The organism is uncultured Massilia sp. (assembly GCF_913773735.1).
GTDB lineage: Bacteria > Pseudomonadota > Gammaproteobacteria > Burkholderiales > Burkholderiaceae_D > Telluria.
On sequence record NZ_CAJYEB010000023.1, the window covers coordinates 281,798 to 303,651 of the forward strand.

The 21,854-nt window shown below is 69.1% G+C and carries 21 protein-coding genes; 10 read left to right on the forward strand and 11 right to left on the reverse strand.

Annotated features, from left to right (window positions below; all coding sequences use genetic code 11):
* Positions 1-4: 4 nt before the first annotated feature.
* On the forward strand, positions 5-1,021 hold the full coding sequence (locus QZ749_RS11000; protein ID WP_296946529.1) for a S41 family peptidase: 1,017 nt from the start codon (positions 5-7) through the stop codon (positions 1,019-1,021).
* A 54-nt stretch (positions 1,022-1,075) separates the two neighbouring features.
* Here the strand turns inward: QZ749_RS11000 and nth are convergent, their stop codons facing one another.
* Together nth and rsxB are read right to left on the reverse strand one after the other, a co-directional pair.
* Positions 1,076-1,723, reverse strand: a complete 648-nt coding sequence (gene nth, locus QZ749_RS11005) for an endonuclease III (RefSeq protein WP_296946531.1) — start codon at positions 1,721-1,723, stop codon at positions 1,076-1,078.
* Positions 1,724-1,727: 4 nt separating this feature from the next.
* Positions 1,728-2,417: an electron transport complex subunit RsxB gene (gene rsxB, locus QZ749_RS11010; protein ID WP_296946538.1), complete on the reverse strand. Its 690-nt coding sequence runs from the start codon at positions 2,415-2,417 to the stop codon at positions 1,728-1,730.
* A gap of 197 nt (positions 2,418-2,614) precedes the next feature.
* Here rsxB and QZ749_RS11015 point away from each other — a divergent pair, with 197 nt between their 5' ends.
* Positions 2,615-3,049: an RcnB family protein gene (locus QZ749_RS11015; protein ID WP_296946539.1), complete on the forward strand. Its 435-nt coding sequence runs from the start codon at positions 2,615-2,617 to the stop codon at positions 3,047-3,049.
* A 225-nt stretch (positions 3,050-3,274) separates the two neighbouring features.
* On the opposite strand, the gene QZ749_RS11020 is transcribed toward QZ749_RS11015, so the two are convergent.
* From QZ749_RS11020 to QZ749_RS11040, 5 genes are all read right to left on the reverse strand, one after another.
* Positions 3,275-4,510, reverse strand: a complete 1,236-nt coding sequence (locus QZ749_RS11020; RefSeq protein WP_296946541.1) for a polyhydroxyalkanoate depolymerase — start codon at positions 4,508-4,510, stop codon at positions 3,275-3,277.
* A gap of 252 nt (positions 4,511-4,762) precedes the next feature.
* Positions 4,763-5,860, reverse strand: coding sequence for an NAD(P)/FAD-dependent oxidoreductase (locus QZ749_RS11025; protein ID WP_296946543.1), 1,098 nt, complete (start codon positions 5,858-5,860; stop codon positions 4,763-4,765).
* 176 nt (positions 5,861-6,036) lie between these two features.
* The gene (fdxA, locus tag QZ749_RS11030; RefSeq protein ID WP_296946544.1) at positions 6,037-6,360 is read right to left on the reverse strand and encodes a ferredoxin FdxA; all 324 of its coding nucleotides are present in this window, start codon (positions 6,358-6,360) and stop codon (positions 6,037-6,039) included.
* Positions 6,361-6,558: 198 nt separating this feature from the next.
* A complete protein-coding gene (locus tag QZ749_RS11035) occupies positions 6,559-6,894 on the reverse strand; it encodes a protealysin inhibitor emfourin (RefSeq protein ID WP_296946545.1) in 336 nt (111 codons plus the stop codon).
* A complete protein-coding gene (locus tag QZ749_RS11040; RefSeq protein ID WP_296946548.1) occupies positions 6,891-8,561 on the reverse strand; it encodes a hypothetical protein in 1,671 nt (556 codons plus the stop codon). The genes QZ749_RS11035 and QZ749_RS11040 overlap by 4 nt, the downstream gene beginning before the upstream one ends.
* Positions 8,562-8,697: 136 nt before the next feature.
* On the opposite strand from QZ749_RS11040, the gene QZ749_RS11045 reads away from it, so the two are divergent.
* Complete coding sequence (locus QZ749_RS11045) at positions 8,698-8,976, forward strand: polyhydroxyalkanoic acid system family protein (protein ID WP_296946550.1); 279 nt, start codon at positions 8,698-8,700, stop codon at positions 8,974-8,976.
* 83 nt (positions 8,977-9,059) lie between these two features.
* Here the strand turns inward: QZ749_RS11045 and QZ749_RS11050 are convergent, their stop codons facing one another.
* Positions 9,060-9,317, reverse strand: a complete 258-nt coding sequence (locus QZ749_RS11050; RefSeq protein WP_296946552.1) for an acyl-CoA-binding protein — start codon at positions 9,315-9,317, stop codon at positions 9,060-9,062.
* 208 nt (positions 9,318-9,525) lie between these two features.
* On the reverse strand, positions 9,526-9,882 hold the full coding sequence (locus QZ749_RS11055) for an FKBP-type peptidyl-prolyl cis-trans isomerase (protein ID WP_296946554.1): 357 nt from the start codon (positions 9,880-9,882) through the stop codon (positions 9,526-9,528).
* Between the two features lie 184 nt (positions 9,883-10,066).
* On the opposite strand from QZ749_RS11055, the gene QZ749_RS11060 reads away from it, so the two are divergent.
* From QZ749_RS11060 to QZ749_RS11075, 4 genes are read left to right on the forward strand one after another with little or no spacing between them, the layout of a single operon-like run.
* Positions 10,067-11,038: a cytochrome D1 domain-containing protein gene (locus tag QZ749_RS11060; RefSeq protein WP_296946556.1), complete on the forward strand. Its 972-nt coding sequence runs from the start codon at positions 10,067-10,069 to the stop codon at positions 11,036-11,038.
* Complete coding sequence (locus tag QZ749_RS11065; protein WP_296946557.1) at positions 11,038-11,832, forward strand: polysaccharide deacetylase family protein; 795 nt, start codon at positions 11,038-11,040, stop codon at positions 11,830-11,832. Before QZ749_RS11060 ends, QZ749_RS11065 begins: the two co-directional genes overlap by 1 nt.
* A gap of 18 nt (positions 11,833-11,850) precedes the next feature.
* Positions 11,851-12,843, forward strand: a complete 993-nt coding sequence (locus QZ749_RS11070; RefSeq protein WP_296946559.1) for a sterol desaturase family protein — start codon at positions 11,851-11,853, stop codon at positions 12,841-12,843.
* The gene (locus QZ749_RS11075) at positions 12,840-13,667 is read left to right on the forward strand and encodes an EI24 domain-containing protein (protein WP_307726660.1); all 828 of its coding nucleotides are present in this window, start codon (positions 12,840-12,842) and stop codon (positions 13,665-13,667) included. The genes QZ749_RS11070 and QZ749_RS11075 overlap by 4 nt, the downstream gene beginning before the upstream one ends.
* 3 nt (positions 13,668-13,670) lie before the next feature.
* On the opposite strand, the gene QZ749_RS11080 is transcribed toward QZ749_RS11075, so the two are convergent.
* Entirely contained in the window at positions 13,671-14,906 is a 1,236-nt protein-coding gene (locus tag QZ749_RS11080; protein WP_296946560.1) for a hypothetical protein, read from the reverse strand.
* Between the two features lie 225 nt (positions 14,907-15,131).
* Between QZ749_RS11080 and QZ749_RS11085 the strand changes: the two genes are divergently transcribed.
* The 3 genes from QZ749_RS11085 to QZ749_RS11095 all read left to right on the forward strand — a co-directional run bounded on the left by QZ749_RS11085 (position 15,132) and on the right by QZ749_RS11095 (position 21,234).
* On the forward strand, positions 15,132-15,950 hold the full coding sequence (locus QZ749_RS11085) for a molybdopterin-binding protein (RefSeq protein WP_296946561.1): 819 nt from the start codon (positions 15,132-15,134) through the stop codon (positions 15,948-15,950).
* Between the two features lie 510 nt (positions 15,951-16,460).
* The gene (locus QZ749_RS11090; protein ID WP_296947148.1) at positions 16,461-19,853 is read left to right on the forward strand and encodes a transglycosylase domain-containing protein; all 3,393 of its coding nucleotides are present in this window, start codon (positions 16,461-16,463) and stop codon (positions 19,851-19,853) included.
* Between the two features lie 10 nt (positions 19,854-19,863).
* Positions 19,864-21,234 carry a TAXI family TRAP transporter solute-binding subunit gene (locus QZ749_RS11095; protein ID WP_296946562.1) on the forward strand — a complete coding sequence of 457 codons (1,371 nt, stop codon included), beginning with the start codon at positions 19,864-19,866 and terminating at the stop codon, positions 21,232-21,234.
* A gap of 69 nt (positions 21,235-21,303) precedes the next feature.
* On the opposite strand, the gene QZ749_RS11100 is transcribed toward QZ749_RS11095, so the two are convergent.
* Positions 21,304-21,762 (reverse strand): rhodanese-like domain-containing protein, encoded by a 459-nt coding sequence (locus QZ749_RS11100; protein WP_296946565.1) that lies wholly within the window; start codon positions 21,760-21,762, stop codon positions 21,304-21,306.
* Between the last annotated feature and the right edge of the window lie 92 nt (positions 21,763-21,854).

Here is a 21,854-nt window from a genome sequence, read left to right on the forward strand (position 1 = left end):
ATCCATGCCGATTTCCCGCCCCGGCGCCGCCTTCCTGGCCGCCTGCCTGCTGTCGTGCGCCGCCCGGGCCGATCCCGTGGACGGCGCCACCCGCGCCCAGGTCGTGGAGCTGCTGGCCGCGCGCATGGCGCAGCACTACGTGTCGGCCGACACCGGCGCGCGCGTCGCCGCGGCGCTGCGCGCCGACCTGGCGCAGCGCCGCTACGAAGGCGTCGACGACGCCGAAGCCTTCGCGCAGCGGCTGACCGAACGCGTGGTCGCGTTGAGCGGCGACGAGCATGCCGGCGTGCTGTACGCGGCGCAGGCGCTCGCACCCGACAATCCGCCGGGCTTCGTGCCGGATCCCGGCCGGACCGACCTCGAAGGCTGGCTGCGGCGCCACGAACGGCAGCTGCGCGCGGCGCAGGCCCGATCCTTCGGCTTTCCCGACAGCCGCCGCCTGGACGGCAACCTCGCCTACGTGCGCATCGACGCATTCCCGGAGCCGGCGCTGGCCGGGCCGACGCTCAAGGCCGAGATGGCGCGGGTGGCCGATGCGGCGGCGCTGATCCTCGACCTGCGCGAGAACGGCGGCGGCAGCGCCGACACCGTGGCGCTGTTGTGCGCCTGGCTGTTCGACGACGTGCCGGTCCACCTGGGCGACCAGGTCGCGCGCGGCATCGGCAGGGTGCAGCCGATGTGGACCCAGCCGGTCGCCAGCGACCTGCGCTTCGGCAGCCGCAAGCCGGTGTACGTGCTGGTTGGCCCGGAGACGTTCTCGGCGGCCGAGAACCTGGCCTACACGCTGCAGGCCCTCGGGCGCGCGGTGGTGGTGGGCGCGCGCACGCGCGGCGGCGCCCACGGCGCCAACGGTTTCCGGCTGGCCGAGCATTTCCTCGGCAGTATCCCGAGCCGCCGGACCGTGAACGCGGTGACGGGCACGGACTGGGAGCGCACCGGCGTGCGGCCCGACGTGGCGACGGCGCCGGCGGCGGCGCTGCAGGCGGCCGTGGCGCTGGCGCGCGGCGCCACGGCGCCATAGGGCGCCGCGCGTCAGGGGGCGAACGGCAGGGGCCGAACGTCAGTGAGCCGAGCGTCAGGCGTCGGCCGGCACCGGCGTCTTGCCCTTGAACTCGCACAGGTCGGCGATCAGGCAGTTCCAGCATTTGGGCTTGCGCGCCACGCAGGTGTAGCGGCCGTGCAGGATCAGCCAGTGGTGGGCGTCTTGCAGGAAGTCCTTGGGCACGAACTTCAGCAGCTTGCGCTCGACCTCGTCGACGTTCTTGCCGGGCGCGATCCCGGTGCGGTTGGACACGCGGAAGATGTGGGTGTCGACCGCCATCGTCGGCTCGCCGAAGGCCGTGTTGAGCACCACGTTGGCGGTCTTGCGGCCGACGCCCGGCAGCGCCTCCAGCGCCTCGCGCTGGCGCGGCACCTCGCCGCCGTACTGCTTGACCAGGATTTCGCAGGTGGCGATCACGTTCTTGGCCTTGTTGTTGTACAGGCCGATCGTCGAGATATAGGTCTTCAGTTCGTCCAGGCCCATGTCGAGGATCGCCTGCGGCGTGTTGGCGACCGGGTACAGCTTGCGCGTGGCCTTGTTGACGCCGACGTCGGTCGATTGCGCCGACAGCAGCACGGCGATCAGCAGTTCGAACGGCGTCGTGTATTCGAGTTCGGTGGTCGGGTGGGGATTGGCGTCGCGAAAGCGCGTGAAGATCGCGAGGCGTTTGGCGGCATTCATCGGCTTACTGGTCTTTCTTGCTGGCCTCGGCCTTCAGGCGCGCGCGTTCCATGGCGGCCGCGATGACGGCGCGCTTGCGTTCCTTTTCCGCCAGCTCTTCCGGCGTATTGGTTTCCTCGGCCGTCACGGCGCGCAGCTTTTCCACCGCCTTGGCGGCCAGGCGCGCATCGTTCTCCTCCTTCTCGCGGCGCAGGCGCGCGGTGCGGAAGTCGTGGCGCGCGCGCGCGGCATCGGCCTGTTCCTGCGACCAGGCGGCCCAGCCGGTCGGTTCGGTTTCCGGATGCGCGCTGCGCGGAACCATGGCGATGCAGTCGACCGGGCAGGGCGCCACGCACAGGTCGCAGCCGGTGCACAGGCTCGGCAGGATCGTGTGCATCTGCTTGGCCGCGCCGAGGATGGCGTCGACCGGGCAGGCCTGGATGCACAGCGTGCAGCCGATGCACAGGCTTTCGTCGATGAAGGCGAGCGGGCGCGGGCGCTCGAGGCCGTTGGCCGGGTTGATCGGGATGACCGGCCGCCCGGTCACGGCCGCCAGGCGTGCCACGCCCTCGATGCCGCCCGGCGGGCACTGGTTGATCTGGGCCTCGCCGCGCGCGATCGCTTCCGCGTAGGGGCGGCAGGCGGGATAACCGCATTTCGTGCACTGGGTCTGGGGCAGCAGGTCTTCGATCTGGTCGGCGAGCGTCTTGGTCACGGCGTGGGGGACGGTAAAACTGGACAGACCGTCATTATCCGCCAAAAGTCCGGCCGCGTCGAAGGCGGCGGAACGTGGGCTGGTTCACGTTCGCGCAATATTTCCCTGCGTTTCGCTACCATGCGTGAATCAGCTAACGGAGGCAGCGCCGTGTCCGGTGGTTTACTGGGGCCGGACACGCAATCACGGAGGATCCCATGAACAAGAAGAACATCGTCGTCTCCGCGCTGATGGCCGCCCTGCTGGCCCCTGGCGCATCGGTATTCGCCCAGGACCGCTACCACGGCGACCGCGGCCCGGACCGCCACGACATGCGCGACCGCCGCGACGACCATCGTCGCGACGACCGCCGCGACGACCGCCGCGATGCCTACCATGACGGCCGCCGCGACGACCGTTGGCAGGGCCGCGACAACCATCGCTGGGACGGCGCGGGCCCGAACCACGACTTCCGCCGCGGCCAGCGCCTGCCGGACCGCTATCGCCACAACCAGTACGTCGTGAACGACTGGCGCGGCCACCACCTGCGCCAGCCGCCGCGCGGCTACCACTGGGTGCAGACGGGCGGGGACTACGTGCTGGCGGCCATCGCCACCGGCGTCATCGCCGACCTGATCATCAACAGTCGCTGAGTCCGAGGGCTGCCCGCAAGGGGCGGCCCCGGTAGGCGAACGTACCGGTCATCGCTTCCGCGGAGGAGGCGGCGTCGACGGCCTGCTTCGGTGACACGAGGCGGGCCGTTTGCGCTTGATGGGAGGGGAAAAAAATTAGGCCCCGGCCTGCGCCGGGGCGACGTGCTGGGATGATCCATGAACGTCGCCCCGGCGCGAGGCCGGGGCCCAATGTCGTACTGAAGCTTACGCCTGCTTGCGAATGAACTCGCCGATCATCGGGCAGATGATCTCGCGCCAGCGGCGGCCCGAGAAGATGCCGTAGTGGCCGCACTTGGGCGCCGTGAACTGCTGGTGCTTGTCGGCCGGGATGCTGCTGCACAGCTCGTGCGCGGCATGGGTCTGGCCCAGGCCGGAGATGTCGTCCAGCTCGCCCTCGATGGTGAACAGGGCGACGTTCTCGATGTCCTGCGGACGCACCAGCTGGCCGCCCACTTCCCAGGTGCCCTTGGGCAGGCGGGTTTCCTGGAACACGGTCTTGATGGTCTCGAGGTAGTACTCGGCCGGCATGTCGAGCACGGCGTTGTATTCGTCGTAGAACTTGCGGTGCGCCTCGGCCGAGTCGTCGTCGCCGCGCACCAGGTGCTGGTAGAACTCGCGGTGCGACTGGGCGTGGCGGCCCGGGTTCATGGCGATGAAGCCGGCGTGCTGCAGGAAGCCCGGATAGACCTTGCGGCCGAAGCCCGGGTAGTTGCCCGGCACGGCATAGATGACGGTGTTCTCGAACCACGAGAACGGCTTCTCGGTGGCCAGGTCGTTGACGGCGGTCGGCGACTTGCGCGGGTCGATCGGGCCGCCCATCATGACCATCGACTTCGGCAGCTTGGGATCCTTGTTGGTGGCCATCAGCGAGATGGCGGCCAGCACCGGCACGGTCGGCTGGCATACCGAGATCACGTGCACATCCGGGCCCAGGTGGCGGATGAAGTCCTGGACGTAGAAGATGTAGTCGTCGAGGTGGAACGGACCGTCCGACAGCGGCACCATGCGCGCGTCGATCCAGTCGGTGATGTAGACGTCCTGGTCCGGCAGCAGGGCACGCACGGTATCGCGCAGCAGCGTGGCGTGGTGGCCCGACAGCGGGGCGACGACCAGCACGGTCGGCTGCCCGAGCGCGGCGAAGTCGGCGTCCGGCAGGTCTTTCTTGAAGTGGATCAGGTTACAGAACGGCTTGCTGACGACGGTGCGTTCCATGATGCCGACGTCCTGTCCATTGATCGTGGTCGAGGCGAGGCCGAAAGCAGGTTTCTCGTAGTCCTTGCCGAGGCGGTACATCAACTCGTAGCCGGCAGCGATACGCTGCGAGAACGGGGTGTGCGCGAACGGCGAAACTGGATTCGAAAACAGTTTGGCAGAGGCATCGGCCCACTGCATCAGTGGGTTCAGGAAGGAGCGTTGCATCTCGTGCAGTTGATAAAGCATAATTTTTTTCCTTCTTGACTCTGTGCGCAATTGCAAACGTTTGCGCAACGTGGTAAGGCATTATAGGCGTAATTGGCTTGGCGTGGGGCAACAGGAAGATGGCGTCGCAATGGGCCAATAGTGCAATGCAACATTAGTATCACAGTTCCCCGGGGCCGGTTCGTTAAGTGCACTACATAAGAAAAATGCCCCGCGCGGGCGGGGCATGTTCGTGGGTTCGCCGTTACGGAACGGCAAGCTCAGCTGTCCGGATCAGTCGAACTGCGGCGTCTCGACGCCCAGGATCTTGTGCAGTTTCGGCGAGGTCGTCGTGTACTGCATGTGGATCTTCTTGTCCGGGAAGATGTACGGCGCGGCGCCGAAGGCGGCCAGCGCGGCTTCGTGGAAGCCCGACAGGATCAGCTTCTTCTTGCCCGGGTAGGTGTTGATGTCGCCCACGGCGAAGATGCCCGGCACGTTGGTCTCGAACTTCTCGGTGTCCATCACCTTGAGCTGCTTGCGCTCGATGTCCAGGCCCCATTCGGCGATCGGACCCAGCTTCGGCGACAGGCCGAAGAAGACCATCAGCATGTCCAGCGGCACGCGGCGGGTGACGCCGTCGGCGCCGGTCACCTTGACTTCGGACAGCTTGCCGTCCTTCTCGTCGTAGCCGGTGACCTGGCCGGTAATCAGCTGCATCTCGTACTCGTCGCACAGTTGCTTCATCTTGGCGACCGAGGCCGGGGCGGCGCGGAATTCGTCGCGACGGTGCACCAGCACCACCGATTCGGCCTTGCCGACGAAGTTCAGGGCCCAGTCCAGCGCGGAGTCGCCGCCGCCGCAGATGACCAGGTTCTTGCCGTCGAACAGGCTCGGATCCTTGACGCGGTAGAACAGCTGCGCGTTCTCGAACTTCTCGATGCCTTCGACCTTGATCGGGCGCGCCTGGAAGGAGCCCACGCCGGCGGCGATGAAGATGGTCTTGGTGACGAAGCGGGTGCCGGTCGAGGTCTCGACGTTGAAGCGCTGGTCTTCGCGGCGCTGCACGGTGGTCACTTCCTGGCCCAGGTGGAAGGTCGGGTCGAACGGCTCGATCTGCTTGAGCAGGTTGTCGGTCAGTTCCTGGCCGGTGCAGACGGGCACGGCCGGGATGTCGTAGATCGGCTTGTCCGGATACAGTTCCACGCACTGGCCGCCGACGGCAGGCAGCGAATCGATCACGTGGGCCTTGATTTCCAGCAGGCCCAGTTCGAACACCTGGAACAGGCCGACCGGGCCCGCGCCGATGATCACGGCATCGGCTTCGATGGCGCCGGCAAAGGAGCTGTTGGGCGCGATGGTGCCCGCTTCGGGGGTGGCACTGATTGTCATGCTTGACTTCCTGTATGAGGGGATCGCCTGAAACCGACCGCGCGTTGCGGCAGCGGACCCGCGCGGCGCGCCGCACAGGGGTACGGCTGCGCTTTCCGGCCACTGCCGCCGCCGCTCGCTACGGTGTCATGCGAACCCGGGACTGTGTAGGATCGGTTGATTCGATCAAAGATTGTTCAGCGGGCCAGTTGGTCCAGCTTGTCCTTGACGTCTTTCCACGCTTCCGCGTCGGGCAGCGCCGGCTTGGTTTTCGTGATCGACGGCCAGTGGCGCGCCAGGTCGGCGTTGAGCTTGATGAACTGCTGCTGGTCCGACGGCACGTCCTCTTCCGCGTAGATCGCGTTCACCGGGCACTCGGCCACGCAGACGGCGCAGTCGATGCACTCGTCCGGGTCGATGGCGAGGAAGTTCGGGCCTTCCCGGAAACAATCTACCGGGCATACATCCACGCAATCGGTATAGCGACAACGGATGCACGATTCGGTGACAACGTGGGTCATAACAGTCCTATCAATCAGAGTGGGAGCGGCGGCGTGTGCGCGCAGGAAGGCTCGCCGGACGCGGCAAAGCACTGTATTTTAGGGCAATTCGGCTTCTACGACAAATCCGACTTATACACAATACACATAAGCAAATTTGTCCAGGCAGGCAGGGGCTGCCGCAAAATCGGGCAGCGGCGGGGCGCGCGCGCCGGCCGTTCAGGCGTCGCGCAGGTGCGCGAGCAGCGCTTGCCAGCCGGCGCCGCGAACGGCATCCGGCAAGCCGTCCTCCGTCAATATGACGGTATGACAACGCCGGCCGTCGTCGGCCGTGATCTCCCAGCGCCGCAGGTCGGCGCCGACGGCGCAGGCCGGCGCCGCCGCGAAGAAGTCGAGTTCGTCCAGCAGCGCCTCGATCGCCCGGCCGTCGGGGCGGCGGGCGGTATCGAGTTCGACGCGCCGGCTGGCGCCGGCGAAGCCGCCACCGGACCGGGCCGTGATCTTCATCGGGGTCTCCTCGGCGCGCTCGTCGTCGCGCGCATCGTACAGGGTCATCGTATGCCGCCATCCGTCGCGACGGCGGCGCCGTCCACGGTGGTGACGTCCGCGGTGGTGGCGTCCACGGCAACGGTGCCGTCGCGCGCGGCCGCCAGCGCCACGCTGGCCAGCGCGGCCACGGCGGCGCCGGCAGCCTGCGCGCCGGCCGGCCCCAGGCGGCCGTGCTGCGCGCACCACGCGGCCAGCGCCCGGGCTTCGCGGTCCAGCAGCCGTTCGACAGCGTAGTACTCGGCCAGGTTCATCGTGCCGCAGCAGGCGCGCCGGTCCTGGCGCGCGCCGGGGGCGTCGCAGACCAGCGGCGCCAGGCGCACGGCGGCCGGGTTGCCGGCCGGCGCGGCGGAGGGCGCGCCGGCCGCCGCACCGCTGGCGGGATCGAGCACCTCGCGCTGGACGAAGCGCTCGCGGATGAAGCCGGCATATGCGGGCGGCTTGCCGTCCTCCACGGCGATGCGCAGCATGCCGTTGGCGACGTCGGCGTAGCTGGCGGCCGTGTCCGGCGCGGCGATCAGCGCGCGCAGCACCAGGCCGCGCAGCCAGGCCGCCACCCGGTGCAGCACGCCGGCGCAATCCTCGCGCTCGGGCCGGCGCTCGAAGGCGAACACGTCGGCCAGGATGTCGTAGACGGCGCCGGTGAACACCTGCGAGATCGCGTGCACCTCGGTGCCGGCCTGGGACAGCGTCAGGTCGTTGTCGGCATTGCGCAGGCCGGTGGTGCTGCCCAGGGCCAGGCCGAACTGCTCGGCGATGTCGGAGAGAAAAGTCTTGTCGTGCAGGCGCGCCTTGGTCTGGGCGACCACGGCCTCGCACTGGTCGAGCTGGGACAGCGCCAGGAAGATCGCGGTGAGGTCGCCGAACGCCTCGTGCAGGCCGCCGGTCTGGGGGGGCTGGTCGGCCATCAGCCATTGCGGCTTGAGGCCGTCCAGCACCGCATGGCCGGTCTCGTGGGCCACGATGTCGAACGAGCGGCAGGTGTACACCCGCGCGCTCTCGCCGGACGGGACGAAGTCGCCGAACTTCAGGCACGCCTGCGTGCGGCTGTAGAAGGCGTTCATCACGTTCGGCAGGCCGTAGGGCCAGACCTGCAGCGTCGTCGTGTCGGTGCTGCTGTTCCACTGCCAGGGCAGCGGCATGGCGGCGTCGGCCGAGGACAGGGCGCGCTGGTACATGGTGAGCGTCTGGCGCACCACGGCGAAGGTGTGCACGGCGTCGAACTGCGGGGTGTCGGGCATGGTCACGAAGTCGCCGAAGGCGTTCGGCTCGACCGGCGGCAGGCCGGCGTCGCCCGCGACGGCGATGCGGGCGTCGCGCGGCCCGGCCAGCACGACGCCGGGCAGGAAGGCGCGGCGCGTGCCGATCTCGGTCACCGACGGGTCCTGCTTCCACATCAGCACGCGCGCGCCGAAGGCATACGGCAGGGGCACGTCGGCGTCCGTTCCCGCCCCGCCCTGGTCGGCCTGCTCGGCCGGGGAGGCGGCGGGGCCGGCAGACCGGCCCGGGCCGGCGTCGCCGGCGGGACGCGGCCGGCCGGGCTGGTCGAGGAGTTGCGCGGCCTTGCGGTGCTGGCGGTAGGGCGCGCTGGGCGTGGGCACGAAGCCGACCGGCGGCCGGGGGCGCGAGAGGGGAACGGATGCCGGCGTGTCCGGCGGGATGGCAGGGGATTCCATGGGCTTCTCCTCGGGGGGACAAGGCATGGTCGCCGCTTGCCGGGGTTGGGCATTGACTTGAGTCAATTGCTTGGCATCAAGGCGCCCGAACTGGCATCATGGCGGGCTTTTCAATTCGATTCGGAAGGACACCGGGATGGCGGACATCAGCATCACCCAGCAGCATGGCCTGGACCAGCCGGCGGCGCGCGCCGCGGCGCAGCGGGTCGCCGACAAGCTGGCCGGGGAGTACGGCCTGCAGTGCAGGTGGGACGGGGACGTGCTGCGCTTCGAGCGCAGCGGCGTGGAAGGCATGCTCATGCTGGGCGAGCGGCAGGCCGCGGTGCACATCAAGCTCGGCTTCATGATGCAGGCCTTCGCGCCGATGATCGAGCAGAAGGTCGCGGACAGCATGCGCAAGACGTTCGCGGCCTGAGGGGGCCGTCGCGACAAGCGCATGGCGGCGTTGCGGCGCCGCGCCTTCCCGCACGTTCCGCGGCGGCCTCCGGCGGGCGGGGATTACTGGTTCTTCAGGTCGTCGATCAGGTCGACGTACTGCTGCATCGCGTCTTCCTGCGACGTGCCCTGCAGCGCGGCCCAGGCGTCGTACTTGGCGCGGCCGACCATGTCGGTGAAGCCGGGACGCTCGCCGCCGACGTCGCCGTTGGCGCCCTGCTTGTACAGCGCATAGATCTTCAGCAGCGTCATGTTGTCCGGACGCTCCTGCAGGTTCTTCGAATCGATCTGGGCCTGGGCGAACTGGTCTTGCAAACTCATGGTGACTCCTTCGGTGCGTGTAAAAATGCCTGGATGGCAATACTTCGCGCATCTTAGCGCATCGTGCCGCGAATCACGCCCGATTCGGGGGGATTTTAGAGGGATCGCTCAGGTGGCGGGACGGGAGGGTCAGAGGCCGGTGTTGCTTTTCGAGGGGCTCTGACCCCGGTGTGGAACGAAGCCGCGGGGTGCGCACCCCGTGAAACGCTTAGACGTCCAGCAGTTCGACGTCGAAAATGAGGGTCGCGTTCGGCGGAATCACGCCGCCGGCGCCGCGCGCGCCGTAGCCCAGGCTGGCCGGGATGACCAGGCGGCGCGCGCCGCCGACCTTCATGCCCTGCACGCCTTCGTCCCAGCCGCGGATCACGTGGCCGGCGCCCAGCGGGAACTGGAACGGATCGTTGCGGTCTTTGCTCGAATCGAACTTGGCGCCGGCGCTGCCGTCGTCGTTCTGCAGCCAGCCCGTGTAGTGCACGGTCACGTAGCTGCCGGCCTTGGCTTCGGCGCCGCTGCCGACGACGGTGTCTTCGTATTGCAGGCCGGAATTCGTGGTGGTGATGGACATGGTGGTTCCTTCTTGATCTGAGTGAAGGGCGATTGTAGTGCATGGCCTGTCAATCTGCCATTGACGTCCTGTCCACTGTGTTGCGGGCGTGCGCCGAAACCCCCGCATTCCTGTCGGTTACCCTGCGGCGGCGGCGGGTTTCCCCGTAGAATAAGGTTTTCTTCCTTCCGGATCGTGTCCCGCCATGCTGCGCCGTCTCAGTAAGTCCGTCCTCACCGGTTTCTGCCTCCTGTCCGCCGTCCAGGCCGCCCATGCGAACGTGGTCGTGGTGCTGAATTCGCGCGACGCCACCGTCCAGCTGATCGACCAGGCCACCGGCGCCGATGCCGGCACCTTCGCGGTCGGCAAGGAACCGCACCACCTGATGGCCACGCCGGACAACAAGTCGGTGATCGTGGCCAGCTCGATGGGCAACGAGCTGATCTTCCTCGACGCCAGGACCGGCAAGGTCCAGCGCCGCCTGACCGACGTGCTCGACCCGTACCAGATCGGCTTCACGCCCGACCAGAAGTGGTTCGTCTCGGCCTCGCTGCGCCTGGACCGCGTCGACATCTACAAGTACGACGGCGCCAACCTGCTGCTCAGCAAGCGCCTGCCGCTGGCGCGCATGCCCAGCCACATCGCCTTCGACGCCAACAGCACGATGGCCTTCGTGACCCAGCAGGGCAGCGACCAGGTCAGCGGCATCGACCTCAAGACCCAGACCGTCAAGTGGACGATCCCGGTCGGCAAGCTTCCGGCCGGCATCGCCATGACCCCGGACGACAAGTACCTGCTGGTCGGCATCATGGGCAGCAACTACGTCGAGGTGATCGACTGGCGCACGCAAAAGACCGTCAAGCGCATCAAGACCGGCGACGGCGCCCACAACTTCCGCGCGCTCGGCGACGGCCGCCGCATCTTCGTGTCGAACCGCGTGCAGAACTCGATCAACATCATCGACCAGGTCACGCTGGAAAACGTCGGCATGATCCCGGTGCCCGGCGGCCCGGACTGCATGGAGCTGTCGGCCGACGGCAAGACCCTGTGGGTGACCCAGCGCTGGATCAAGAAGGTGGCGGTGGTCGACGTCGCCAGCCGCAAGGTCATCAAGCAGATCCCGGTGGGCCGCTCGCCGCACGGCGTGTTCTTCGCCAACGCGGCGCCGCGCATGTGATGGGCGCGCGGCCCGCCCGGGCCGCGGCGGCGCTGCTGCTGGCGGCCTCGATCGTCCCTGCGCAGGCTGCCGACGCCTGCAAGGGAACGGTCTACCTCACCTTCGACACCGGCAGCCAGTCGCAGGCCGGGCTGATCGCCGACACGCTGCGCCGCCACCACATCAAGGCCACCTTCTTCCTCGCCAACGAGAAGACGGTGCGCGGCGACTGGTCGCTCGACCCGTCCTGGGCGGATTTCTGGAAGGCGCGCGTGGCCGAGGGCCATGCCTTCGGCAGCCATACCTTCGACCACGTGTACTGGCGCGCCGACGACAAGGGCGGGCGCATGCGCGTCAAGCCGCAGTTCGGCAAGGACGCCGGCAAGGTGGAAAGCTGGAGCGCGCAGGACTACTGCGCCGAGTTGCGCCGCGTCGACGCGCGCTTCCGCGAACTGACCGGCCGCGGCCTCGACCCCTGGTTCCGCGCGCCCGGCGGCCATACCTCGCCGAACGTGCTGGCGGCGGCGGCCAGTTGCGGCTACCGCCACGTGGGCTGGTCGCCGGCCGGCTTCTCGGGCGACGAGACCGCGAGCGAGGCCCATCCGAACGCCGTGCTGCTGCGGCGCATGCTGGCCGGGCTGAAGGACGGCGACATCGTCATGGCCCACATGGGCATCTGGTCGCGCAAGGATCCATGGATGCCGGCCAACCTCGAGCCGCTGATCGCGGGACTCGAGCAGAAAGGCTTCTGTTTCGCTACACTGCGCGAGCACCCGGCCTACCGCGCGGGCCAGCCCCGGCCACCCGAACCTTAATTTTCCGTCAGCAGCGCCATGATCCAGCACTTTCTCGATTGGTTTTCCTTCCTGCAGGGATGGCTGTTCGAAGCCGTCGTCGAACCCTTCCTGTTCTTCACCGGCCTGGGCGAGTATGCCGAGGATGCCTTCGAGGGCGTCGAGTGGTTCCTCGCCGGCGCCGTCGAGGTGGTCGTCCTGTACCTGGTGCTGCGCCCGCTGGAGGCCGCGCTGCCGGCCCAGCCGATCGCCGACCGGCGCGCGCGCTGGAACGACTTCGTCTACACGCTGATCCACCGCCTGGGCTTCTTCACGATGGCGGTGTTCTTCACGCTCGACCCCATCATGGACCACGTCGCCGGCGCGCTGCGCATGGAGGGCGTGCACCCGTTCAACCTGGAGTCGCTGGCGTCCGGCATGCCGCCGTTGGCCAGCTTCCTGCTGTACCTGGTCGTGCTCGACTTCTTCGATTACTGGTTCCACCGCGGCCAGCACAGGTTCCGCTGGTGGTGGGGACTGCACAGCCTGCACCACAGCCAGCAGGACATGAACCTGTGGAGCGACGACCGCAACCACCTGCTGGACGACGTGCTGCGCGACGTCTACCTGGCGATCATCGCGCTGGCGATCGGCGTGGCGCCGGGCCAGTACGTGCTGCTGGTGTCGGTCTCGCGCGCGCTGCAGAGCCTGCAGCACGCGAACGTGCGCATCCACTTCGGCCGGCTCGGCGAGCGCCTGCTGGTCTCGCCGCGCTTCCACCGCACCCACCACGCGGTGGGGATCGGCCACGAGTCGCGGGGGCGCGACGTCGGCGGCTGCAATTTCGGCGTGCTGCTGCCGGTCTGGGACCTGGTGTTCCGCACCGCGAACTTCGACACGACGTTCCACCGCACCGGCGTGCGCGACCAGTTCGAGAAGGTCGATGCCGACGGCAGCGTGCGCCCGGGCCGCGACTACGGCCGCGGCTTCTGGCGCCAGCAGTGGCTGGGCCTCGTGCGCATGGTCGAATTCAGCCGGCGCCGCGCCTCATGATGCGCCCGGTCGCCATCGCCTACGGGCGCGCGTTGCGCTCGCAGTTCTCCAGCCGCATGCTGCTGCTGTCGATCGTGCCGCTGCTGCTGTCGCTGGCCCTGTGGGGCAGCCTGCTGTACGCCGGCTTCCAGCCGCTGCTGGACTGGCTGCAGGGCCTGTTCTTCGAGCACGACCTGTACCGGACCAGCGGCGGCATCCTGGCCACGCTGGGACTGGGGTTCCTGAAGACGCTGGTCGTGCCGCTGGTGGCGATGCTGGCGCTGCTGCCGCTGATGATCGTCACCTCGCTGCTGTTCATCGGCGTGGGCGCGATGCCGGCCATCGCGCGCCACGTCAGCCGCGTGCAGTTCCCGCAGCTGGAGCGCAGGGAGGGCGGCAGCTTCCTGGGCAGCCTGGGCGTGAACCTGTCGGGCATCCTGGTGTTCGCGCTGCTGTGGATCGTGACGCTGCCGCTGTACGCGCTGGCGCCGCTGGCGCTGGTGGTGCAGGCGGCGATCTGGGGCTGGCTGACGGCGCGCGTGATGAGCTACGACGCGCTGTCGATCCACGCCAGCCTGGAGGAGCGGCGCGCCATCGTGCGATCGCGCCGCCGCGAACTGCTCTTGATCGGCACCGTCTCCGGCCTGCTCGGCGCGCTGCCGGGCGTGGTGTGGATCGGCGGCGCGCTGCTGTCGGTGGTGCTGTTCCCGGTGCTGGCGGTGCTGTCGATCTGGCTGTACCTGCTGATCTTCATCTTCACCGGGCTGTGGTTCCAGTACTTCTGCCTGCAGGCCCTGGCCGACCTGCGGGCCGGCGCCGACGTCGACGCCGTGCCCGCGCCGTGACGGTTACTGTCCCGGCGTGCCGAGGGTGACCAGCACCACGCGGCCCTGGGCGCCTTCCTGCTCGTTGACGGTGGCGACGATGCGGCCCTGCGCGTCTTCCACGATCGACGTCACCATCGCGGCCGAGGTGGCGTCCAGGTCGCGCGCATAGCCCGGCAGCAGGGACGAGATGTCGGTCCACTTGGTGCCGCCGTCGGCCGACCACGCCATGTAGGGCTTGCCGGTGCCCTTGTCGAAGCCGGCCACGACGATGGTGTCGGGCTGCTTGGCCAGCGCCAGCACGTGGCGGATGTACGGGTAGTTGCCGGTGCCGCCCTCGATCGGGTTCTCGATCACGAACTTGAACGAGCGGCCGCCGTCCTCGCTGCGCAGCAGGCCGCCTTCGACGCCGGCGAACACGCGCTTGGCGCCCAGCGCCTTGATGAACTGGACGTTGCGGTTGCCCAGGTTCGGCACGGTGAGCGCGGTGGGGGCCGGCGAGGCCAGCGATATGCCGTCGGCGCCGAGCTGGTAGGACTCCATGTAGGCCATGTCGAGCGGGCACTCGCCGCCGATGATGAGGCGGCCGTCGACCACCTCGAAGGTGCCCTGGTAGCAGAACATCTCGTCGAATTCGCCGGTCAGCACGTGCCAGGTGGCGCCCTTGTCGTTCGAGGCGAACACGTTCTTGCCGCCGCCGGCGCTGGTGTACAGGACGTTGCCGACCTGCTTCAGTTCGCCCGGGGACAGCGTCGAGCAGAATTCGCCGTGGCAGACCTTCAGGCCGGCGTCGCGCGGGACGAAGCCGCTGCCGTCGGCGGCCAGGGAGCACAGCGCGTGCTCGGGGCGCGCATCGGGACCCTTGTCGGCCCAGGTCTGGAACAGCCACAGTCCGGAGTCGAGGGCGCGCAGGCCCGGCGTGCGCGACGGCATGCCGCCTTCCTCGCGGGCCAGGCCGCAATCGCCCATCAGCACGCCCGACCAGGTCGAGGTGGCCTGCAGGGGCAGGGTGGTCTTGAACACGCCGCTGTCGGCGACGCTGGAGTTCGACACCGACAGCCAGGCGCCGGTACCGGTCAGCGCCACGCCGCCGATGCCGCCGGCGGTGCGGGCCACCACGTCGGCCTTGGTGGCCACGACGGGTTGCGGCACCGTGGCCGCCGGCGGCGTCACCGGATCGTCCGAACCGCCGCAACCGGCGACCAGCGCCGCGATGGCGAAGGCGGCGACGGCCGCCCGGCCTGCTCTTGCTTGCATCATGAATTCCCTCTCTCTGTTCGTTTCGTTCGTCTTGTTCGATCGCCGCGCCGGGCGCGGCGTGCGCCCGCAATGGGCCCGCCCGATTCTAGGAGCGGGCACCTGTCGCGGTCTTGCGCGCATTTGTCGGCGCTTTGTCGCCAGTTGTGGCGGGATGTAGCGGTGCGGCGGGGCGGGGCGCTTCGTGTCACACTGCATCGTCCACATCATCGCGGGAAGGGAAGCAGCATGGAGAGCACGGCATTCGGCCTCGTCATCGTCGGCGACGAGATCCTGTCCGGCAAGCGCAGCGACAAGCACCTGCCCAAGGTCATCGCGCTGCTGCGCGAACGCGGCCTGCGCCTGTCCTGGGCCGAGGTGGTCGGCGACGAGCCGGCGCGCATCACGGCGCTGCTGAAGCGCACGTTCGCATCGCGCGACGTCGTGTTCTGCTGCGGCGGCATCGGCGCCACGCCGGACGACCACACGCGCCAGTGCGCGGCGGCGGCGCTCGGCGTGCCGCTGGCGCTGCATCCGCAGGGACGGCTGCTGGTCGAGGAGCGCATCCGCGACACGGCGCGCGAGGCCGGCGTCGAGGCCGACCTGGCGGCGCCGGACAACCTGCAGCGCCTGAAGATGGCCGAATTCCCCGCGGGCGCCAGCCTGATCCCGAACCCGTACAACAAGATCCCGGGCTTTTCCGTCGCGCGCCACCACTTCGTGCCGGGCTTTCCCGTGATGGCCTGGCCGATGATCGCCTGGGTGCTCGACACCCTGTACGCCGACCGCTTCCACCGGGAGGCGCACGCCGAACGGGCCGTGCTGGTGTATGGCCAGGCCGAGTCGGTGCTGACGCCGCTGATGGAGGCGCTGGAGGCGCGCCATCCGGGCGTACGCGTGTTCAGCCTGCCCAGCGTCGGCGACGCCGTCACCCGGCGCCACATCGAACTCGGCGTCAAGGGCGCGCCCGCGCCGGTGGAGGCGGCCTACGCCGACATGCGGGCCGGACTGGAGGCGCTCGGCGCCGAGGTGGCGCCGTTGCGGGACGTGGACAGCGGGGCAAACTGAGCCGTTGTTTTTTTGCGAAAAACCACGAACGACGTCAAAAAAGTTCACATGCGAGACCCCCATGACACATTGATGTGGTGGAATGATGAGTATGGAAAGTGGCGATCCTGAGTGAGATCGTCCTTCGTTTTTGTGAACTTTTGCAGACCTGATCACTCGAACCGACCGCACCAGGATGGCGAGCAGGTTGACGGGAATTGCAGGACAGTGTTTCAAACCGGTTGAACCATCATGGAAAGTAATCGCCGTCTCCGACGGCCCCGCCTCGTTCCCCGCGCCGTGCGCCGCCTCCTCGACCTGGCCGTGCCGGGCCGGGCCGCAGAACCCGTCCTCGCCGGCGTGCCCATGGCCGCGGTCCAGGATCTCTCCGCGCAGGCCAGGCCGGCGCGCATCGAGCCCGGCTTCGGCTCGGTGCTCGAACCCGTCGAGGAGGCCGAGGCCGCCGATCCCGACCATCCCGGCGGCGCCGATGCCGGGCCGCCGCCGCGCAGGCCGCGGCGCGCCTGGCGCATGGTCAAGCGCGCGATGCTGGTGCTGCTGCTGGTCGCCGTGGCCGCCGGCGCCGCGTTCGCCGTCTACGAGAGCCGCACCTCGGCGATGCAGGCGAAGTTCTTCGCCGGCCTGGCCAAGAAGACCGGCTACCGCATGGAGAAGGGCGCGAGCGACGCGATCCGCTTCCCCCAGTCGAGCCCCTACGACGACCGCCTCGGCTATGCGAACCTGCCCGACTACCTGGCCAAGCTCAAGACGCGCGACTACCTGGTCGAGGCGCAGGCGCGCATGTCGCCCAAGATGATCGAGCTGGCCGACCTGGGCCTGTATCCGCCCTACCACGAGAAGACCCGCGCCGGCCTCGACATCCTCGACTACGCCGGCCAGCCGCTGTTCTCGGCGCGCTTCCCGGAGCGCCTGTACGACAAATTCGAGCAGGCCCCCGCGCTGCTGGTGCAGAGCCTGCTGTTCATCGAGAACCGCGAACTGCTCGACACGACCTACCCGAAGCGCAACCCGGCCGTCGAATGGGACCGCTTCTCGAAGGCGGTGTTCGACAAGACCCTGCATTCGGTCGGCCTGGGCAGCGGCTCGCGCGTGGCCGGCGGCAGCACGCTGGCCACCCAGATCGAGAAGTACCGCCACTCGCCCGAGGGCCGCACCGCGTCGACCACGGACAAGCTGCGCCAGATGGCCTCGGCCATGCTGCGCGCCTACCAGGACGGCGAGGACACCACCGGCGCGCGGCGCCGCATCGTGCTCGAATACCTGAACACGGTGCCGCTGTCGGCCAAGCTCGGCTACGGCGAAGTCAACGGCATCGGCGACGGCATGTGGGTCTGGTACGGACGCGACTTCGCCGACATGAACCGCATCCTGGCCGGCAAGACGGTCACGCCGGAATACGCGCTGGTGTACAAGGAAGCGCTGTCGCTGACGATCGCCCAGCGCCGCCCGGCCTACTACCTGGGCGCCGGCGAGAAGGACCTGGAAACTTTGACCAACAGCCACCTGCGCGTGCTGGCCCAGGCCGGCGTGATCTCCCCAGCGCTGCGCGACGCCGCGCTGGGCGTGACCCTGCATCCGTCGCAGGCCTCCGGCGTGGCGCCGCCGCCGGCGAATGCCTTCGTCACGCGCAAGGCCGCCAACGCCGTGCGCAACCACCTGGCCAACCTGCTGGGCGACGCGCGCATGTACAACATCGACCGCCTCGACCTGTCGGTGGTCACCACCCTGAACGGCGAGGCCCAGAAGGCCGTCACGGCGGCGCTGCGCAGGCTGTCCGACAACGAGGCCGCGGCGGCCGCCGGCCTGACCGGCAAGGGCATGCTCGGCAACGGCGACCCGTCCAAGGTGGTCTACAGCTTCACGCTGATGGAGCGCGGCGACAAGGTCAACTACCTGCGCGTCCAGACCGACAACTACGACCAGCCGCTCGACATCAACGAGGGCGCCAAGCTGGACCTGGGTTCCACCGCCAAGCTGCGCACGCTGGTGACCTACCTCGACATCGTCGACCAGCTGCACGCCCGCTACGAGCCGATGTCGAAGCAGGAACTGGGCGCCGTCAACGTCGATCCGAAGGACCGCCTGACGCGCTGGGCCGTCGACTACTTCCTGATGCTGCCGGCCGGCGCCGACCGCGGCCTCAAGCCGATGCTGGCGGCCGCGATGGAGCGCAAGTACTCGGGCAGCCCCGGCGAAGCCTTCTTCACCGGCGGTGGCCTGCACACCTTCGGCAACTTCAGCAGGCTGGACGACTCGCGCATCCTGACCGTGCAGCAGGCCCTGCAGAACTCGACGAACCTGGTGTTCGTGCGCCTGATGCGCGACGTGGTGCGCTATTACATGTTCCAGCTGCCGGGTTCCTCGGCCCAGCTGCTGGCCGACGCCGACGACCCGCGCCGCGCCGACTACCTGTCGCGCTTCGCCGACCGCGAGGGCAAGGACTTCCTGGCGCGCTTCTGGAACAAGTACCGCGGCAAGGCCCCGGACGAGGTCGAAGGCATCCTGATGCAGAGCGTGCGCCCGAAGGCCGGCAAGCTGGCCGCCGTGTACCGCACGATCCACCCGGAAGGGTCGCTGGCCCAGTTCAGCGCCTTCCTGCATGCCAACCTGCCGTCCGAGAACGAGGTCGAGGAAGACAAGGTCGGCAAGATGTACGCGCTGTACGACCCGGCCAGCATGTCGCTCGCCGACCGCGGCTACGTGGCCTCGATCCACCCGCTCGAATTGTGGCTGGTCGGTTACCTGCGCACCCATCCGAAGGCGACCTGGGACGAGGTCACCGGCGCCTCGGTGAAGGAGCGCCAGGAAGTGTATGCGTGGCTGTTCAAGACGCACCGCAAGCACGCCCAGGACAAGCGCATCGCCGGCCTGCTCGAGGTCGAGGCCTTCCTCAAGATCCACGCCCAGTGGAAGAAGATGGGCTATCCGTTCGACTCGCTGGTGCCGTCCTACGCGACGACGCTGGGCGCCTCGGCCGACCGGCCGATCGCGCTGGCCGAGTTGATGGGCATCATCGTCAACGGCGGCGTGCGCAAGCCGACCGAGCGCGTCGACTCGCTGCACTTCGCCAAGGACACGCCCTACGAGACGCTGGTCAGGCACCGCAACGAGAAGGGCGAGCAGGTGCTCGATCCGGACGTGGCGCGCGCCGTCGCCGACGCCATCCACGGCGTGGCCCAGGAAGGCACCGCCAAGCGCGTCAAGTCGGCCTTCGTCAAGGAGGACGGCAGCGTGATCGCGATGGGCGGCAAGACCGGCACCGGCGACCAGCGCTTCGACGTCTACGGCGCCGGCGGGCGCCTGATCGAGTCGCGCTACGTGAACCGCTCGGCCACGTTCGTGTTCAACATCGGCGAGCGCTTCTTCGGCAGCATGACCGCCTACGTGCACGGCCCGCAGTCGGCCCATTACGACTTCACCAGCGCGCTGCCGGTGCAGCTCCTGGTGACGCTGGCGCCGAGCCTGATGCCGATGATCGAGCCGACCGACACCGTGATGGTGCCGGGCGTGCACGTGGCGCGGCCGGGCGTGCCGGCGCCCGCCGGCCCGGCCGATGCCGTGGCCACGGACACCGAGCATGCGGCGGGCGACGCGGCCGTCGAAGCGGCCGACGATGCGCCGGCGGCCGAGCCGGCGGCCACGGTCCCGGCCGCGCCGAAGCCGGTCGTCAAGCCCGTCGTGGAAGCGCCGAAGCCGGCCGTGAAGCCGACCGCGGACGCGCCGAAGCCGGTCGCCAAGCCGGCCGCCAAGCCGGCCGCCAAAGCGAGCGACGCCGCGCATCCGAAAGCCGTGGAGCCGGTCCGCCCGAAAGCCCCGCCGGCCCCGCGCAAGCCGGCCGACGCCGACGCGCCGCCCAAGGCGCCGCGCCACAAGCCGGCGGCAGTGGAGGAAGTGCTGCAGTGACGTGCGTGGCATGCGCGCACGCGGCGGCATGAAGCGCCCGCGCCTGCGCGATTTCAGCCTGGTCTCGCTGCGCGACCTCGTGGTCGCGTCGGCGCCGACCATCGTGCTGGTGCTGGCCGCCTGCGCGGTGGCCTACGTCGTCGTCGACCCGGCCCCGCCGCGCGCGGTGGTGCTGTCGACCGGCCAGGAAAACGGCGCCTACGAGGAGTTCGGACGCAAGTACGCGACGATCCTGCAGCGGGAGGATATCCGCGTCGGCCTGGAACGCTCGCTCGGCTCGCAGCAGAACCTGCAGCGCCTCGTGGACGGCGACGTCGACCTGGCGTTCGTGCAGAGCGGCTCGACCGCCGGGGACGAGGCCGAGCGCCGCGGCCTGGTGTCGCTGGGCAGCCTGTTCACCGAGCCGGTCTGGCTCTTCCTGCGCGCGCCCGCCGCGGGCCAGCCCGAGGTGCGCAGCCTGACCCAGTTGAAGGGCAAGCGCATCAACCTGGGACCGGAGGGCACCGGCGTGCCGAAGCTGCTGCGCCAGGTACTGGCGGCCAACGGCATCGAGCCGGCCCAGCTGACGATATCGGCGCTGGAAGACACCCCGGCCACGGTGGAACTGCTGGCCGGCCGCATCGACGGCCTGGTGTTCAGTTCCGCGCCCGAGGCGCCGCTGGTGCAGATGCTGCTGCAGACGCCGGGCATCCGCCTGTTCGACTTCAGCCAGGCCGAGGCCTACACGCGCCGCCTGCCGTTCCTGACCCACGTGGTGCTGCCGCGCGGGATCGTCGACCTGGGGCGCGACATCCCGGCGCGCGACGTGCACCTGATCGCGCCGACCGCCACCCTGGTGGCGCGCGAGGACCTGCATCCCGCGCTGGTCGACCTGTTCGTGAAGGCGGCGATCGAGACGCACGGCGGCGCCGGCTGGTTCCAGCAGCAGGGCCAGTTCCCGTCGCCGAAGTTCACCGAGATCCCGGTGGCGCGCGAAGCCGCCAAGTACTACCGCGACGGGCCGCCGTTCCTGCAGCGCTACCTGTCGTTCTGGCTGGCCAACCTGTTCGACCGGCTGTGGGTGGTGACGGTGGCGCTGGCGGCGTTGATCATCCCGCTGTCGAAGATCGTGCCGCCGCTGTACGTGTGGCGCATCCGCTCGCGCGTGTACCGCTGGTACGGGCAGCTGAGGGCGGTGGAGCAGGCCTGGGAAAAGACGGCGGACGAGCGCCGCGCGCAGGCGCGCGAAGAACTGCTGCGGCGCCTGGACGACATCGAGGGGCGCGTCAACCACATCGTGATCCCGCTGGCCTACGCCGATGCGCTGTACGGACTGCGCAGCCACATCAATTTCGTGCGCCAGCGGGTGCTGGGCGCGGTGGAAGGCGAAGGCGCATCATGAACGTCGCCCCGGCGCAGGCCGGGGCGACGGTTTCACGACCGGGGGCCACGGTTTGCTGCAGCTATGGTATCAAGCCCCCACCCACGGCAACCCCGCCTTGCACCACCCCCCCACCGTCTTGCGATGCCCGTCGGCGTCGCGGTCGCCCTCGAAGCCTTCGAGGATGTCGAAGGCGTTCGCGTAACCCAGCTGGGTGGCCACGCGCGCCGCGTGGCGCGAGCGCACGCCCGAGCGGCACAGGAACAGCACCACGTCGTCCTTGTCGGCCGCGCCCTGCAGCTGCTGCGCGAAGTCCGGGTTCGGGGCGCCGCCCGGGTACAGGCTCCACTGCACCGCGCCGTGCTGGGCCGCGGGAATGGCCGGGCGGCCGATCCAGTCGCGCTCCGCGTTCGTGCGCACGTCGACCAGCTTGACCTTCGGGTCGGCCTGCACCAGTGCGAACGCTTCCTGCGGCGTGACGGCGCCGGCATAGCCCTGGTCCGGTGCGCGCTGGCGGGCGCCAGCGAGGATTGCTTCGGTCGTGCTCATGGTCTTTTCCTTTCCCTTGTTTCGGTTTGGCGCAACGTCGCCATCCTGTGCTCGCATTTGGTGCGCACGGCATCAACTTGGTGCATACTGCC

What these genes read in the sequence shown, in the direction of transcription:
- QZ749_RS11000 (WP_296946529.1), top strand. Translation starts at nt 5, where the DNA reads ATGCCGATTTCCCGCCCCGGCGCCGCCTTCCTGGCCGCCTGCCTGCTG.
- nth (WP_296946531.1), bottom strand. Translation starts at nt 1,723, where the DNA reads ATGAATGCCGCCAAACGCCTCGCGATCTTCACGCGCTTTCGCGACGCC.
- QZ749_RS11015 (WP_296946539.1), top strand. Translation starts at nt 2,615, where the DNA reads ATGAACAAGAAGAACATCGTCGTCTCCGCGCTGATGGCCGCCCTGCTG.
- QZ749_RS11020 (WP_296946541.1), bottom strand. Translation starts at nt 4,510, where the DNA reads ATGCTTTATCAACTGCACGAGATGCAACGCTCCTTCCTGAACCCACTG.
- QZ749_RS11025 (WP_296946543.1), bottom strand. Translation starts at nt 5,860, where the DNA reads ATGACAATCAGTGCCACCCCCGAAGCGGGCACCATCGCGCCCAACAGC.
- fdxA (WP_296946544.1), bottom strand. Translation starts at nt 6,360, where the DNA reads ATGACCCACGTTGTCACCGAATCGTGCATCCGTTGTCGCTATACCGAT.
- QZ749_RS11035 (WP_296946545.1), bottom strand. Translation starts at nt 6,894, where the DNA reads ATGACCCTGTACGATGCGCGCGACGACGAGCGCGCCGAGGAGACCCCG.
- QZ749_RS11040 (WP_296946548.1), bottom strand. Translation starts at nt 8,561, where the DNA reads ATGGAATCCCCTGCCATCCCGCCGGACACGCCGGCATCCGTTCCCCTC.
- QZ749_RS11045 (WP_296946550.1), top strand. Translation starts at nt 8,698, where the DNA reads ATGGCGGACATCAGCATCACCCAGCAGCATGGCCTGGACCAGCCGGCG.
- QZ749_RS11050 (WP_296946552.1), bottom strand. Translation starts at nt 9,317, where the DNA reads ATGAGTTTGCAAGACCAGTTCGCCCAGGCCCAGATCGATTCGAAGAAC.
- QZ749_RS11055 (WP_296946554.1), bottom strand. Translation starts at nt 9,882, where the DNA reads ATGTCCATCACCACCACGAATTCCGGCCTGCAATACGAAGACACCGTC.
- QZ749_RS11060 (WP_296946556.1), top strand. Translation starts at nt 10,067, where the DNA reads ATGCTGCGCCGTCTCAGTAAGTCCGTCCTCACCGGTTTCTGCCTCCTG.
- QZ749_RS11065 (WP_296946557.1), top strand. Translation starts at nt 11,038, where the DNA reads ATGGGCGCGCGGCCCGCCCGGGCCGCGGCGGCGCTGCTGCTGGCGGCC.
- QZ749_RS11070 (WP_296946559.1), top strand. Translation starts at nt 11,851, where the DNA reads ATGATCCAGCACTTTCTCGATTGGTTTTCCTTCCTGCAGGGATGGCTG.
- QZ749_RS11075 (WP_307726660.1), top strand. Translation starts at nt 12,840, where the DNA reads ATGATGCGCCCGGTCGCCATCGCCTACGGGCGCGCGTTGCGCTCGCAG.
- QZ749_RS11080 (WP_296946560.1), bottom strand. Translation starts at nt 14,906, where the DNA reads ATGATGCAAGCAAGAGCAGGCCGGGCGGCCGTCGCCGCCTTCGCCATC.
- QZ749_RS11085 (WP_296946561.1), top strand. Translation starts at nt 15,132, where the DNA reads ATGGAGAGCACGGCATTCGGCCTCGTCATCGTCGGCGACGAGATCCTG.
- QZ749_RS11090 (WP_296947148.1), top strand. Translation starts at nt 16,461, where the DNA reads ATGGTCAAGCGCGCGATGCTGGTGCTGCTGCTGGTCGCCGTGGCCGCC.
- QZ749_RS11095 (WP_296946562.1), top strand. Translation starts at nt 19,864, where the DNA reads ATGCGCGCACGCGGCGGCATGAAGCGCCCGCGCCTGCGCGATTTCAGC.
- QZ749_RS11100 (WP_296946565.1), bottom strand. Translation starts at nt 21,762, where the DNA reads ATGAGCACGACCGAAGCAATCCTCGCTGGCGCCCGCCAGCGCGCACCG.